Origin of the sequence: Buttiauxella warmboldiae, assembly GCF_003818135.1 — a bacterium.
GTDB classification, from domain to species: domain Bacteria; phylum Pseudomonadota; class Gammaproteobacteria; order Enterobacterales; family Enterobacteriaceae; genus Buttiauxella; species Buttiauxella warmboldiae.
This window is the reverse complement of sequence record NZ_RPOH01000087.1, coordinates 1-13,154: the sequence shown is the minus strand read 5'-3', so window position 1 is coordinate 13,154 and position 13,154 is coordinate 1. Positions and strand designations below refer to the sequence as shown.

Below are 13,154 nucleotides of genomic sequence, written 5' to 3'. Positions count from 1 at the left end.
ACCGATAGCGCATAGTTTACAATATACAACAATTTGCTTATGGCTACACTGTAGCTGAGGGTTAGTTAGCAAGGAGAAAGACAGTATGCAATGGAATTCCTCTTTTTAGCCCCGGCACGCCAGCTCGCTATTCTTCCCGATGGCGCTCATTTTCTATGATTTCGTCGCCTATCTCACCACCGATATGATCCAGCCGGGGATCATTCACGTAGTGCGGGAATTTAACGCCGGCGTTAGCCTGGCTCCGGCGTCTGTACGCCTGTATATGGAGGATGGCATTGCATTACAGTGGTTACTCCGGGCGATGTCGGATCAGATAGGGCTGATTTTTCCCATGCTGTAGTGCTTTACTATTTTTTCCAAAGACTTGCCAAAAGGTATGGTTTCCGCCGCGCTGAATATTGTGCTGCTAAGCACCAGTGCGGCGAAGATGAGGAGGAAAGTTGGATTTACTTCCAGCGGATAGAGGGCTGGCGTTTCATACCCTGTCGGTAGTGGATAGCTTGATTGTGGTTTCCTTCCTGACGGGGCTGTTGAAAGGGGGTCGAGAGGACTCTGTAAATAATTCTGTATAACTGCCACCGAATTAAAGGTGATCTCGCAGGCACTCACTAAACTCGATAATAAAATGACTCATCGCCAGCCACCAGTTCTGGATCGGCATATTTCATTTTTTGAAGCATCCTTAATCGTCAGATAAATAATTTTTCGCACCGAGTTGTCTGTCGGGAACACCTTTCGATTATTGATGGCTGCACGGATAACGCTGTTCAGTGATTCGATTGTATTTGTCGTGTAGATTGCCTTGCGGATATCAGGCGGTGTGGTGGCTGAAAAAGCTTAAAATCCGGCGAAGCTTTCTGAACACGACGGTTGCACTGTTTAGTCGTGGATGGCTGATAGCGACCAGATTGCCATTTTGAACCAGAAGTTATCGGCATTTGTCCCATCTATGCCCCACGCAAAAGCTATTTGATGATAATTTCTTTATATATCAAATAGCTTAAACCACTAAACCTGCATGTTCATCACTTCCTGATACGCCGAAACCAGCTTGTTGCGTACCTGGATGCCCATCTGTAGCGAAACTGACGATTTTTGTAGATCGACCATCACATCATTGAGCGCAACGCCGGGCGTGCCGAGGGCAAATTTTTCCGCCTGGGTACGGGCCGTCGTTTGCGTTGTGCTGATGCGGTCAAGTGCCGCATGCAGTTCACCGGCAAAGCTCACTTTTGGCTCGTGATGCTGAACCGAATTCCCCGCCGACAGAGCGGTTGCCTGCAGCTGCTGAAGTACACCTTCGATGCCCTGAATCGCCATTTCCCTACTCCACTGATTTTTTAACCCGGCAAGGTTACCACCCTGCCGCCAGGACAAAGGCGGTAATTAGCGGCAATAAATAGAGCTAATTCAGCCATCGAAAGTACAGATAAAGAAAATAATGACGGTGCCATCTGTGTGGAACTTTTGTTGTGGGAGCCCGGTTTGTTCACTCTTTATAGTAAAAATGATGTTAACGCTCAGCCGCGAGGTGCTCAATGACCGCGGCAAGCCAGACACAAACGTCACCAAACAAAACCCAGGAGTGGCTGACCCGCATTCGTGCAAATCCTAAAATTCCGCTGGCGGTGGCAGGCGCTGCGGCGATCGCCATTATTGTCGCGCTGGTGCTATGGGCTAAAGCACCTGATTACAAAGTGCTTTACAGCAATCTGGCGGATCAGGACGGCGGCGCTATCGTCACGCAGCTCACCCAAATGAATGTGCCATATCGCTTCTCGGATAACGGCAGCGCGATTCTGGTGCCGGCCGATAAAGTCCATGAACTGCGTTTACGCATGGCACAGCAAGGGTTGCCGAAAGGCGGCGCGGTTGGCTTTGAGCTGCTGGACCAGGAAAAGTTTGGTATCAGCCAGTTTAGCGAGCAGGTGAATTACCAGCGTGCGCTGGAAGGCGAGCTGGCGCGAACTATCGAAACGCTCGGCCCGGTAAAAACGGCGCGTGTACATCTCGCAATGCCAAAACCCTCGCTGTTTGTCCGCGAACAAAAGTCCCCTTCCGCTTCCGTCACTCTAAGCCTGGAACCCGGCCGTGCATTAGATGAAGGGCAGATCAGCGCCGTAGTACATATGGTTTCAAGCGCGGTAGCAGGTTTACCGCCGGGCAACGTCACGCTGGTCGATCAGGGCGGGCACCTGCTTACGCAGTCCAATACCGCAGGCCGTGACCTGAACGATGCGCAGCTTAAATATGCGATGGACGTCGAAAGTCGTTTCCAGCGCCGCATTGAAACCATTCTTGCGCCCATTGTTGGTAGCGGGAATGTTCACGCGCAGGTCACAGCACAGATTGATTTCTCCAATAAAGAACAGACTGAAGAGCAGTATCGCCCGAACAGCGATCCTTCTCAGACGGCTGTGCGCTCGCGCCAGCTCAACCAAAGTGAACAGGTCAATGGCCGTAACCCAGGCGGTGTGCCGGGGGCGCTTTCCAACCAGCCGGCTCCGGCAAATAACGCGCCAATTACCACTGCCCCGCAAAACAATGCGGCAAATGCGCCGCAGCAAAATCAAACGACCTCGCTTGGTGGATCGGCCCCAACCGGCTCCAGCAATACTCAGCGCGATGAAACCACTAACTACGAAGTCGACCGCACCATCGTGCACACCAGGCTGAACGTGGGTGAAGTGCAACGCCTCTCTGTTGCGGTAGTCGTGAACTATCGCCAGCTAACCGATGGCAAGCCGCTGCCGTTAACGGCTGAACAGATGAAGCAGATTGAGAATCTGACACGTGAAGCGATGGGCTACTCCGATAAGCGCGGCGACACGCTCAACGTGGTGAATTCACCGTTCAGCGCTACGGAAGATACCAGCCTTGAGCTGCCGTTCTGGAAACAGCAGGCCTTCTTCGAAACGCTGATGTCGGCGGGTCGCTGGCTGGTGGTGCTGATTGCCGCCTGGCTGCTGTGGCGCAAACTGGTGCGCCCACTGGTTCAGCGCAAAGTCGTGATGCAACAGGCTCAGGCTGAAGCCGAACGCCAGCGAGTGACTGAGGAAGATGCCGTCTCCGTTCACCTGAGCAAAGACGAACAGCAGCAACAGCGTAAAGCGAATCAGCGCCTTAGCGCAGAGGTAATGAGTCAACGCATTCGCGAAATGACGGATAAAGATCCGCGCGTGGTTGCGCTGGTGATACGCCAATGGATGAGTAACGAACTATGAGTATTAGCGGAACAGAGAAAAGCGCCATTCTGTTGATGACCATTGGTGAAGACCGTGCGGCTGAGGTATTCAAGCACCTCAGCCCGCGTGAAGTCCAGCATCTCAGCGCGGCAATGGCCAGTATTAACCAGATCTCCCATAAGCAGCTGACCGAAGTGCTGGCCGAGTTCGAACAAGAAGCCGAACAGTACGCTGCGCTATCAATTAACACCAACGACTATCTGCGTTCGGTGCTGATCAAAGCGCTGGGCGAAGAGCGAGCCTCCAGCCTGCTGGAGGATATTCTGGAAACCCGTGATACCACCTCGGGCATGGAAACGCTCAACTTTATGGAACCGCAAAGTGCCGCCGATCTGATTCGCGACGAGCACCCGCAGATCATCGCCACCATTCTTGTGCACCTCAAACGTAACCAGGCGGCCGATATTCTGGCCTTGTTTGACGAACGTCTGCGTCACGATGTGATGCTGCGTATTGCGACTTTCGGCGGCGTGCAGCCTGTAGCACTGGCCGAGTTAACCGAAGTGCTTAACAGCCTGCTCGACGGCCAGAACCTCAAGCGCAGCAAAATGGGCGGCGTAAGAACCGCAGCCGAAATTATCAACCTGATGAAAACCCAGCAGGAAGAAGCCGTTATCTCCGCAGTGCGCGACTTCGACGGCGAACTGGCGCAGAAAATTATCGACGAGATGTTCCTGTTCGAAAACCTGGTGGAGGTCGACGACCGCAGCATCCAGCGTCTGCTGCAGGAAGTGGAGTCCGAATCGCTGCTTATTGCTCTCAAAGGTGCGGCGGAACAGCCGCTGCGCGAGAAATTCCTGCGCAACATGTCGCAGCGTGCGGCCGATATTCTGCGCGACGACCTCTCCAACCGTGGCCCGGTGCGCCTGTCGCAGGTGGAAAACGAACAGAAAGCCATCCTGCTTATTGTTCGCCGTCTGGCAGAAGCCGGCGAGATGGTGATTGGCACCAGCGAGGATACCTATGTCTGACGGACTGCCGTGGCAAATCTGGACGCCGGACGATCTGGCACCGCCTGCACAAAGTTTCGAGCCGTTGTTCGGGGCCGATTCGGCTATCGATGGGGTTGAAGCTTGTCAGCAAAGCGAGCCCGATTTACAACAGCAGCTGGCCCAGGTGCAGCTGCATGCCCATGAACAGGGGTATCAGCTCGGCTATGCCGAAGGGCAAAAAACGGGTCTTGAAGAGGGTCGCCAAACCGGTTTTCAACAAGGCCTGCAACAGGGACTTGACGAAGCCAGACAGCAGCAGGCACCGGTGCATGCACGCATGCAGCAGCTGGTCAGCGAATTCCAGTACACGCTTGATGCGCTGGACAGCGTCATCGCATCACGCTTAATGCAGATGGCGCTGGAAGCGGCACGCCAGGTGATTGGCGAAGTAAAAGTTATTGATAACAACGCGTTGATTAAACAAATTCAGGCGCTGTTACAGCAAGAACCGCTGTTCAGCGGCAAACCGCAGCTGCGCGTCCATCCGGACGATTTAAACCGCGTGGAAGAAATGTTGGGCGCAACGCTCAGCCTGCATGGCTGGCGGCTGCGCGGCGACCCGAGCCTGCATCAGGGCGGCTGCAAAGTCTCCGCGGACGAAGGCGATCTTGACGCCAGCGTGGCCACGCGCTGGCAGGAACTCTGCCGCCTTGCAGCCCCTGGAGTATTGTGATGACCGCCCGTCTGAACCGCTGGCTCAATACGCTGGATAATTTTGAAGCGAGGATGTCGCAGTTGCCAACGGTGCGCCGCTATGGCCGCCTGACTCGAGCCACGGGCCTGGTACTGGAAGCGACCGGGCTGCAATTACCGCTGGGTGCCACCTGCATTATCGAGCAGCACTCCCGGGATATTGAGTGCGAAGTGGTCGGGTTTAACGGCCAAAAGCTTTTTCTGATGCCGCTTGAAGAAGTGGAAGGGATTTTACCGGGCGCGCGGGTTTATGCCCGCGCCACCAGCGATGGCGGTCTGCACAGCGGCAAACAGTTGCCGCTCGGTCCGGCGCTGCTAGGACGCGTACTGGACGGCAGCGGTCGCCCGCTCGACAGCCTGCCTGCGCCGGAAACCGCTACCATGGGCGCACTCGGCGCCGCGCCCTTCAACCCGCTACAGCGAACCCCTATTGAACACGTTCTGGACGTTGGCGTGCGCTCCATCAACGCGCTGCTGACGGTAGGACGCGGGCAGCGTATGGGCCTGTTTGCCGGTTCGGGCGTCGGGAAAAGCGTGCTGCTGGGCATGATGGCGCGTTATACCCAGGCCGATGTGATCGTGGTGGGGTTAATCGGCGAGCGCGGGCGCGAGGTCAAAGATTTTATCGAAAACATTCTCGGCCCGGAGGGCCGCGCGCGCGCGGTGGTAGTTGCTGCGCCTGCGGATGTCTCGCCGCTGCTGCGGATGCAGGGGGCCGCTTACGCCACCCGCATTGCTGAAGATTTCCGCGATCGCGGCCAGCACGTGCTGCTGATTATGGACTCCCTCACCCGTTACGCGATGGCGCAACGCGAAATCGCGCTGGCTATCGGCGAGCCTCCCGCTACTAAAGGTTATCCGCCGTCGGTGTTTGCCAAACTCCCGGCGCTGGTTGAACGTGCGGGGAACGGTATCCACGGCGGTGGCTCTATTACCGCATTTTATACCGTTCTGACCGAAGGTGACGATCAGCAGGACCCGATTGCCGACTCGGCACGCGCCATTCTTGACGGCCATATCGTGCTGTCGCGCCGCCTGGCGGAAGGTGGCCACTACCCGGCCATCGATATCGAAGCCTCTATCAGCCGTGCCATGACCTCATTGATTAGCGATCGGCACTACGCACGCGTGCGTCATTTCAAACAGTTGCTATCGAGCTTCCAGCGCAACCGCGATTTGGTCAGCGTGGGGGCGTATGCCAAAGGCAGCGATCCGCAGCTTGATCAAGCGATCGTGCTGTGGCCGCAGCTGGAAGCCTTTTTGCAGCAGGGAATTTTTGAACGCAGCGGCTGGGAAGAAGCATGTCAGTCACTGGAAATTATTTTTCCGACGGCTTAACGCCGGGCAACAGCTTTCGTCGGTTGGATTAGCTTGATGGGAGAACCTCATGAACCACAGCACAGCACTGGATACCCTACGCGATCTTGCGCAAAAAGAGGTCGAAGATGCCGCCGTACGCTTAGGGGAGATGCGCCGTGGCTGCCAGCAGGCAGAAGAACAGCTCAACATGCTGATTAGCTATCAGTTTGAATACAGCTCAAGCCTGAATGACACCATGAGCCAGGGAATTGCCAGTAACCGCTGGCAGAATTATCAGCAGTTTATCCAGACGCTGGAGAAGGCTATCGACCAGCATCGCCAGCAGTTGATGCAGTGGAATGGCAAGGTCAGCCAGGCGCTCAATATCTGGCAAGAGAAGCAAAAAAGACTGCAGGCCTGGAGCACGCTGCAGGAGCGCAAAGCGGCCCAGGGGCTGCAGGCTGAGAACAAACTCGATCAAAAACTGATGGATGAATACGCCCAGCGGGCAACACTGAGGAAAGCAGAATGATAACGCAGCCCCTGATGATCACGGCTCCTGATGCCGCGAGTCCTTCATCTGCCGCTACCGGCAGCGCAGTCTCCCGCGATAAAGTCTTCAGTGAAGATTTTCTGAGCCTGCTGAGTAACGCATTGCCGGGCCAGCTCACGCTGGCTGACGGGAAAACCGTCTCGCTTGAAGCGGCACTCAATAAAACGGTGGGTAAAGGCGAGGCTTCTGCCGATGAAAAAGCCACCCTTGCCTCGCTGCTGGATAATCCCGATACGCCAGAAGCGTTGTCTGCCCTGCTCTCTAACGTAAAGCAAACCAGCAGCGAAGAAAAAACGGCGCGCAATAACGCGCTGGATGAGCAAACTCACGTCCTGAGCAGCGCGGAAATGCAGGCATTAAGCGCGCTGTTTGCCATGTTGCCGCAGCAATTGCCGACGGCCAATGCGCTGAATACCGAGCCTGCAACCGACAGCCATGCAGCAGTAAGCCTGAACGCATTGCTTGCGGGTGCTGGAGTGAAAAACATCCCTACGGGTGATGGGCGAACCGGTGTTTCTGCATCCGATAACCGCGTGGCGCGGGACAGTACACCGCTGGCCAAAAATACATCTGTGGCCGCTAATCCCGTGGCGGAGACGAAAATCCTTATCGCAAACCATGCGGAAAGCAGCAGCCATGATGCCGCAGCAAACAATACCACTACCGCAACGACGCTCCCGACGCCCGCTTTTAGTACTGCAACAATAGCCACACCGGCCAGCATGCAAATTGCCGTACCGGTCGCACCGCAAATTAGCGCCCAGCTCGGCAGCCAGGAGTGGCAGCAGGCCGTCAGCCAGCATATTACGTTGTTCACTCGCCAGGGGCAGCAAAGCGCCGAACTGCGTCTGCATCCTGAAGATTTAGGGCAGATCCAAATCAGCATGAAGCTTGACGATAACCAGGCGCAGCTACAGATGGTCTCCGCCCACAGCCACGTGCGGGCGGCGCTGGAGGCCACCCTGCCAAACTTGCGGATCGCGCTGGCAGAAAGCGGAATTGAGCTTGGGCAAAGCAGCATCAGCAGCGAAAACTTTGCCGGACAGCAACAGCAAGCGGGACAACAGCAGCAACAGGCACCCCGTTCAGGCGGCGCTTTCCCCTTCATGGGGGAAGCCGAGGCGCTGGCCGTTCCTGCCAGCGTGCAGCGTCTGGCATCGGGGAATAACGCGGTGGATATTTTCGCCTGAGCTTCGCTCCCTAAGCTAAACGCCAGAGGTAGCAACAAATATCCCGTTTTTTCGGCCCTTTGACTGACTAAAGACACCGGATAATCACCCCATATGCCGTACCGATACAGGAAAGATGCGTTTTATGACTGACAACGCTTTATCAAAAGGCCGCAGGCGCTCCATCTGGATACCGTTACTGATCCTGATTACCCTTGCGGCATGCGCCACCGCCGGTTACAGCTACTGGCGTATGCAGCAACAGCCGGCATCGGCTCAGGTGAAAGCCCCTGAACCACCGCCAGCCCCGGTATTTTTCGCGCTGGATACCTTTACCGTGAATCTGGGCGATGCTGACCGCGTGTTATATATCGGTATCACCCTGCGCCTGAAAGATGACGCGACGCGTCAACGCCTGAGCGAATTTCTGCCCGAAGTCCGCAGCCGTTTACTGCTGCTCTTTTCCCGCCAGGATAGCGCAGCCCTTGCCAGCGATGAAGGTAAACAGAAGCTGGTGGAAGCGATAAAGCATACGCTGGCCCCGCCGCTGGTCGCCGGGCAGCCGCAACAGGTAGTCAGCGACGTGCTGTATACCGCCTTTATTTTGCGGTAGTCCCATGGGAGACAGCATTCTTTCTCAGGCCGAAATCGACGCGCTGTTAAATGGCGACAGCGATAGCGCTGACGAAGCCAGGGCCAGCGTCGTCAGTGAAACCGATATTCGTCCTTACGACCCGAATACCCAGCGTCGCGTGGTGCGTGAACGCCTCCAGGCGCTGGATATCATTAACGAGCGTTTTGCCCGCCAGTTCCGTATGGGGCTGTTTAACCTGCTGCGCCGCAGCCCGGATATTACCGTCGGCGCGACCCGCATTCAGCCCTATCACGAGTTTGCCCGCAACCTGCCGGTGCCGACCAACCTTAACCTGATACACCTCAAGCCGCTGCGCGGCACCGGCCTGTTCGTCTTCTCCCCAAGCCTGGTCTTTATCGCCGTGGATAACCTGTTTGGCGGCGACGGGCGTTTCCCAACCAAAGTGGAAGGCCGGGAGTTTACCCATACCGAGCAGCGCGTGATTAACCGCATGTTGAAGCTGGCGCTGGAATCCTACAGCGACGCGTGGAAAGCTATCTATCCGCTGGAGGTGGAGTATGTGCGTTCCGAAATGCAGGTCAAATTTACCAATATCACCACTTCGCCAAACGACATCGTGGTGAATACGCCATTCCATGTGGAAATCGGCAACCTGACCGGCGAATTCAATATCTGCCTGCCGTTCAGCATGATTGAGCCGCTGCGCGAGCTGCTGGTGAACCCGCCGCTGGAAAACTCCCGCCAGGAAGATCAGAGCTGGCGCGATACCCTGGTGCGCCAGGTTCAGCACTCGGAGCTGGAGCTGATCGCCAACTTCGCCGAGATTCCGCTACGCCTGTCGCAAATTTTGAAATTGAAACCCGGTGACGTACTGCCGATTGACAAGCCGGACAGGATCCTGGCGCACGTAGACGGCGTGCCGGTGCTGACCAGCCAGTACGGCACGCTTAACGGCCAGTACGCTTTGCGCGTCGAACATTTGATCAACCCGATACTGAATTCGCTGAACGAGGAACAGCCCAAATGAGTGATATTAATCAACCGTCCGACGACAATGCCGGCTCCGTGGACGATCTGTGGGCTGATGCGTTAAACGAACAAAAAGCCACCACCAGCAAAAGCACCGCAGACAACGTGTTCCGCGCGCTGGAGGGAAATGACATGGCGGGCGCGATGCAGGACATCGATATGATCATGGATATTCCCGTCAAGCTGACGGTGGAGCTGGGCCGCACGCGTATGACCATCAAAGAGCTGCTGCGCCTGTCGCAAGGCTCGGTTGTCGCGCTCGACGGTCTGGCTGGCGAGCCGCTGGATATTCTGATCAACGGTTATCTGATTGCGCAGGGTGAAGTGGTGGTGGTGGCCGATAAATACGGCGTGCGTATCACCGATATCATCACGCCGTCTGAACGTATGCGCCGTCTGAGCCGTTAAGCCGATGAAAACCCAGGCCACGGTCCAACAACAGCCTGCCGCCAGCACCGGTTCACCGCTGGTGCAGGTAAGCGGCGCCCTAACGGCGATTATCGTTTTTATCCTGTTCGCCGCCTGGGTGGCAAAACGCTTTAGCTTTGCGCAGAAAACCGGCTCCAGCAAAGAACTGAAAGTGAGCGCCAGCTGCAGCGTTGGCCCGCGCGAACGAGTGGTGATTGTTGATGTGCAGGACGCCCGCCTGGTGCTCGGCATCACTGCCGGGCAGATCACCCACCTGCATACGCTGCCCGCCGCTGCGGTTAGCGAAAACGCCTCACCCACCCCGCCGCCAGCTGATTTCCAGGGCCTGATGAAAAACCTGCTTAAACGTAACGGGAAAGATTGATGACACGTTGGCTCCCCTTCTCGTTGCTCGGCCTGCTCGTTGTGATGCCAGCCGCCTTCGCCCAGCTGCCGGGGCTTATCAGCCAGCCGATGTCTAACGGCGGGCAGAGCTGGACGCTGCCGGTCCAGACGCTGGTGTTTATTACCTCGTTGACGTTTCTACCGGCCATCCTGCTGATGATGACCAGCTTTACGCGCATCATTATTGTTTTTGGCCTGCTGCGTAGCGCACTGGGCACGCCGTCTGCGCCGCCGAACCAGGTGCTGCTGGGGCTGGCGCTGTTTCTGACCTTTTTTATTATGGCACCGGTGTTCGATAAAATTTATACCGATGCTTATCAGCCGTTTAGCGAAAATAAAATTCAGATGGATGAGGCGATTGAGCGCGGTTCAAAGCCGCTGCGCGAGTTTATGCTGCGCCAGACTCGTGAGGCCGACCTGGCACTGTTTGCCCGTTTAGCCAATACCCCGCCGCTGGAAGGCCCGGAAGTGGTGCCGATGCGCATCCTGTTACCGGCTTACGTCACCAGCGAGCTGAAAACCGCATTTCAGATTGGCTTTACGGTGTTTATTCCATTTTTGATTATCGACCTGGTGATCTCCAGCGTGCTGATGGCGCTGGGGATGATGATGGTACCACCGGCAACCATTGCCCTGCCTTTCAAGCTGATGCTGTTTGTGCTGGTGGACGGCTGGCAGCTGCTGGTTGGGTCGCTGGCGCAAAGTTTCTACAGCTAGAGGGAAAAAAGATGACGCCTGAATCGGTCATGATGATGGGCACCGAAGCGATGAAGGTGGCTCTGGCACTCTCCGCTCCGCTGTTGATGGTGGCGCTGGTAACGGGTCTGATAATCAGTATGTTGCAGGCCGCCACGCAGATAAACGAAATGACGCTGTCGTTTATCCCAAAAATTCTGGCGGTATTCGTCACCATTATCGTTGCGGGGCCGTGGATGCTTAATCTGCTGCTGGATTATATGCGCACGCTGCTGACCAATATTCCGATGAACATTGGATGATTAATATTGATAGCGGGCAGTGGCTCAGCTTATTGAGTATGGGATTCTGGCCTTTTCTGCGCGTGCTGGCCCTGATCTCCACCGCCCCGATCCTCAGTGAACGAGCCATTTCGAAGAAGGTGAAAATTGGCCTCGCGCTGACGATCGTCTGGATAATCGCCCCCACCCTTACCGTCACCGGGGTGACGATTTTTTCCGCCGCCGGATTCTGGCTTGCCGCTCAGCAAATCCTGATTGGCATTGCGCTGGGGTTCACCATGCAGTTTGCCTTTGCCGCTATTCGCACCGCCGGTGAAATCATCGGCCTGCAGATGGGACTTTCGTTCGCCACCTTCTTTGATCCCGGCAGCCGCCTGAATATGCCGGTGCTGGCCCGCTTTATGGATATGCTGGCGCTGCTGCTGTTTCTGGTGTTTAACGGCCATTTATGGCTGATTTCAGTGCTGGTCGATACTTTTCATACCCTGCCCATCGGCGGCAACCCGATAAACAGCAATGCGTTTATGGCGCTGACACGGGCCGGTGGTTTGATTTTCCTTAACGGGTTGATGCTGGCGCTGCCGCTCATCACCCTGCTGCTGACGCTCAACATCTCCCTCGGTCTGCTTAACCGTATGTCGCCACAGCTTTCGGTGTTTGTGATTGGTTTTCCGCTGACGCTTGCGGTAGGTATGCTGGTGATGAGTGCCTTAATTCCATTACTGGCCCCTTTTGCCGAACGCTTATTTAGTGAGGTCTTTAATTTACTTGCAGATATTGTCAGCGAAATTCCCGCAACGCGATAAGACGATTGACAAAGAAGGGCAAGGCATGACTTTTATTATTTTCCAGTTATTGCCCTGGCATTAATTCCCCTTTTTTATTATGCCTTTCTGAGGTTATTCCTAAAAACCATTCTGAATAACATCCACCAGGATATAACTGGTGCGGCTTATATGCTTTTAGGTACTTCACATAATGTAATATTCACTTTACTTTGAGAGCATTCTTAACAAATTATACACAACTTTACTGGATAGTTAGTACGCCTAAAAATACTTAATTACGGGTGGGGGGTATTATGTCAACGATCATTATGGATTTATGCAGTTATACCCGGTTGGGGTTAACAGGTTATTTAACCAGCCGTGGCATCCGAAAACGACAGATGACCAACGTGGAGACTATCGAAGAGCTAGCCGTCGCTTGTGAGTCACGGGCACCTAATGTGGTGTTTATTAATGAAGACTGTTTTATCCATGATGCGCAACGCAGCGAGCGAATTAAGCAGATCATTAATCAGCATCCCAGCACGTTATTTCTGGTGTTTATGGCCATCGCCAATCTTCATTTTGATGAGTATCTTCTGGTGCGCAGTAATCTGTTGATTAGTTCGAAATCTATCAAGCCAGAATCGCTGGATGAAATCCTTGCAGAATATTTAGCAAAAAATGCGCACTGCATCGGGCATATTAATTTACCCACGTTATCATTAAGCCGTACCGAGTCCAGTATGCTTAAAATGTGGATGTCCGGACAAGGCACGATTCAGATCTCTGACCAGATGAATATCAAGGCTAAAACGGTTTCATCGCACAAAGGAAATATAAAACGCAAGATAAAGACCCATAATAAGCAGGTGATTTATCATGTCGTGCGGCTGACGGATAATGTTACCAACGGTATTTTTGTCAATTTACGCTAGCGTAAATTACGCGGCGGCGGATAGCGGGCTTATCCGCCCTGCAAGCGTTACTGAGATTACTGACAAAGAAGGAAAAAGCGT

15 protein-coding genes and 2 pseudogenes are annotated in these 13,154 nt (G+C 54.9%); 15 read left to right on the top strand and 2 right to left on the bottom strand.

Features of this window, described 5'->3' with window-relative positions; all coding sequences use genetic code 11:
* Window positions 1-139: 139 nt before the first annotated feature.
* Window positions 140-322: pseudogene (locus tag EHN07_RS18045) on the top strand (MFS transporter); the annotation flags it as partial.
* Window positions 323-586: 264 nt separating this feature from the next.
* On the opposite strand, the pseudogene EHN07_RS18040 reads toward EHN07_RS18045, so the two are convergent.
* Together EHN07_RS18040 and fliE are read right to left on the bottom strand one after the other, a co-directional pair.
* Window positions 587-822, bottom strand: a pseudogene (locus EHN07_RS18040) (transposase); the annotation flags it as partial.
* A 189-nt stretch (window positions 823-1,011) separates the two neighbouring features.
* Window positions 1,012-1,323: a flagellar hook-basal body complex protein FliE gene (fliE, locus tag EHN07_RS18035; RefSeq protein WP_124025416.1), complete on the bottom strand. Its 312-nt coding sequence runs from the start codon at window positions 1,321-1,323 to the stop codon at window positions 1,012-1,014.
* A gap of 218 nt (window positions 1,324-1,541) precedes the next feature.
* On the opposite strand from fliE, the gene fliF reads away from it, so the two are divergent.
* From fliF to rcsA, 14 genes are all read left to right on the top strand, one after another.
* Window positions 1,542-3,227 (top strand): flagellar basal-body MS-ring/collar protein FliF, encoded by a 1,686-nt coding sequence (gene fliF, locus EHN07_RS18030; RefSeq protein ID WP_124025415.1) that lies wholly within the window; start codon window positions 1,542-1,544, stop codon window positions 3,225-3,227.
* Window positions 3,224-4,219 carry a flagellar motor switch protein FliG gene (gene fliG / locus EHN07_RS18025; protein WP_124025414.1) on the top strand — a complete coding sequence of 332 codons (996 nt, stop codon included), beginning with the start codon at window positions 3,224-3,226 and terminating at the stop codon, window positions 4,217-4,219. Before fliF ends, fliG begins: the two co-directional genes overlap by 4 nt.
* Window positions 4,212-4,913 carry a flagellar assembly protein FliH gene (fliH, locus tag EHN07_RS18020; RefSeq protein ID WP_124025413.1) on the top strand — a complete coding sequence of 234 codons (702 nt, stop codon included), beginning with the start codon at window positions 4,212-4,214 and terminating at the stop codon, window positions 4,911-4,913. Before fliG ends, fliH begins: the two co-directional genes overlap by 8 nt.
* A complete protein-coding gene (gene fliI / locus EHN07_RS18015) occupies window positions 4,913-6,271 on the top strand; it encodes a flagellar protein export ATPase FliI (RefSeq protein ID WP_124025412.1) in 1,359 nt (452 codons plus the stop codon). The genes fliH and fliI overlap by 1 nt, the downstream gene beginning before the upstream one ends.
* A 49-nt stretch (window positions 6,272-6,320) precedes the next feature.
* The gene (gene fliJ / locus EHN07_RS18010) at window positions 6,321-6,764 is read left to right on the top strand and encodes a flagellar export protein FliJ (RefSeq protein ID WP_124025411.1); all 444 of its coding nucleotides are present in this window, start codon (window positions 6,321-6,323) and stop codon (window positions 6,762-6,764) included.
* Complete coding sequence (locus EHN07_RS18005; RefSeq protein ID WP_124025410.1) at window positions 6,761-7,975, top strand: flagellar hook-length control protein FliK; 1,215 nt, start codon at window positions 6,761-6,763, stop codon at window positions 7,973-7,975. The genes fliJ and EHN07_RS18005 overlap by 4 nt, the downstream gene beginning before the upstream one ends.
* Window positions 7,976-8,099: 124 nt before the next feature.
* On the top strand, window positions 8,100-8,567 hold the full coding sequence (gene fliL, locus EHN07_RS18000; protein WP_124025409.1) for a flagellar basal body-associated protein FliL: 468 nt from the start codon (window positions 8,100-8,102) through the stop codon (window positions 8,565-8,567).
* A gap of 4 nt (window positions 8,568-8,571) precedes the next feature.
* On the top strand, window positions 8,572-9,576 hold the full coding sequence (gene fliM / locus EHN07_RS17995) for a flagellar motor switch protein FliM (protein WP_124025408.1): 1,005 nt from the start codon (window positions 8,572-8,574) through the stop codon (window positions 9,574-9,576).
* On the top strand, window positions 9,573-9,986 hold the full coding sequence (gene fliN / locus EHN07_RS17990) for a flagellar motor switch protein FliN (protein ID WP_124025407.1): 414 nt from the start codon (window positions 9,573-9,575) through the stop codon (window positions 9,984-9,986). The genes fliM and fliN overlap by 4 nt, the downstream gene beginning before the upstream one ends.
* A 4-nt stretch (window positions 9,987-9,990) precedes the next feature.
* Window positions 9,991-10,371, top strand: a complete 381-nt coding sequence (gene fliO / locus EHN07_RS17985) for a flagellar biosynthetic protein FliO (protein WP_124025406.1) — start codon at window positions 9,991-9,993, stop codon at window positions 10,369-10,371.
* Window positions 10,371-11,108, top strand: a complete 738-nt coding sequence (fliP, locus tag EHN07_RS17980) for a flagellar type III secretion system pore protein FliP (RefSeq protein WP_124025405.1) — start codon at window positions 10,371-10,373, stop codon at window positions 11,106-11,108. Before fliO ends, fliP begins: the two co-directional genes overlap by 1 nt.
* Window positions 11,109-11,119: 11 nt before the next feature.
* Window positions 11,120-11,389, top strand: a complete 270-nt coding sequence (gene fliQ, locus EHN07_RS17975) for a flagellar biosynthesis protein FliQ (RefSeq protein ID WP_124025404.1) — start codon at window positions 11,120-11,122, stop codon at window positions 11,387-11,389.
* The gene (gene fliR, locus EHN07_RS17970; RefSeq protein WP_124025403.1) at window positions 11,386-12,174 is read left to right on the top strand and encodes a flagellar biosynthetic protein FliR; all 789 of its coding nucleotides are present in this window, start codon (window positions 11,386-11,388) and stop codon (window positions 12,172-12,174) included. The genes fliQ and fliR overlap by 4 nt, the downstream gene beginning before the upstream one ends.
* A 275-nt stretch (window positions 12,175-12,449) precedes the next feature.
* Entirely contained in the window at window positions 12,450-13,073 is a 624-nt protein-coding gene (gene rcsA, locus EHN07_RS17965) for a transcriptional regulator RcsA (RefSeq protein WP_124025402.1), read from the top strand.
* The last annotated feature ends 81 nt before the right edge of the window (window positions 13,074-13,154 follow it).

What these genes read in the sequence shown, in the direction of transcription:
- fliO (WP_124025406.1), top strand. Translation starts at nt 9,991, where the DNA reads ATGAAAACCCAGGCCACGGTCCAACAACAGCCTGCCGCCAGCACCGGT.
- fliF (WP_124025415.1), top strand. Translation starts at nt 1,542, where the DNA reads ATGACCGCGGCAAGCCAGACACAAACGTCACCAAACAAAACCCAGGAG.
- fliN (WP_124025407.1), top strand. Translation starts at nt 9,573, where the DNA reads ATGAGTGATATTAATCAACCGTCCGACGACAATGCCGGCTCCGTGGAC.
- fliI (WP_124025412.1), top strand. Translation starts at nt 4,913, where the DNA reads ATGACCGCCCGTCTGAACCGCTGGCTCAATACGCTGGATAATTTTGAA.
- fliQ (WP_124025404.1), top strand. Translation starts at nt 11,120, where the DNA reads ATGACGCCTGAATCGGTCATGATGATGGGCACCGAAGCGATGAAGGTG.
- EHN07_RS18005 (WP_124025410.1), top strand. Translation starts at nt 6,761, where the DNA reads ATGATAACGCAGCCCCTGATGATCACGGCTCCTGATGCCGCGAGTCCT.
- fliP (WP_124025405.1), top strand. Translation starts at nt 10,371, where the DNA reads ATGACACGTTGGCTCCCCTTCTCGTTGCTCGGCCTGCTCGTTGTGATG.
- fliL (WP_124025409.1), top strand. Translation starts at nt 8,100, where the DNA reads ATGACTGACAACGCTTTATCAAAAGGCCGCAGGCGCTCCATCTGGATA.
- rcsA (WP_124025402.1), top strand. Translation starts at nt 12,450, where the DNA reads ATGTCAACGATCATTATGGATTTATGCAGTTATACCCGGTTGGGGTTA.
- fliJ (WP_124025411.1), top strand. Translation starts at nt 6,321, where the DNA reads ATGAACCACAGCACAGCACTGGATACCCTACGCGATCTTGCGCAAAAA.
- fliE (WP_124025416.1), bottom strand. Translation starts at nt 1,323, where the DNA reads ATGGCGATTCAGGGCATCGAAGGTGTACTTCAGCAGCTGCAGGCAACC.
- fliM (WP_124025408.1), top strand. Translation starts at nt 8,572, where the DNA reads ATGGGAGACAGCATTCTTTCTCAGGCCGAAATCGACGCGCTGTTAAAT.
- fliG (WP_124025414.1), top strand. Translation starts at nt 3,224, where the DNA reads ATGAGTATTAGCGGAACAGAGAAAAGCGCCATTCTGTTGATGACCATT.
- fliR (WP_124025403.1), top strand. Translation starts at nt 11,386, where the DNA reads ATGATTAATATTGATAGCGGGCAGTGGCTCAGCTTATTGAGTATGGGA.
- fliH (WP_124025413.1), top strand. Translation starts at nt 4,212, where the DNA reads ATGTCTGACGGACTGCCGTGGCAAATCTGGACGCCGGACGATCTGGCA.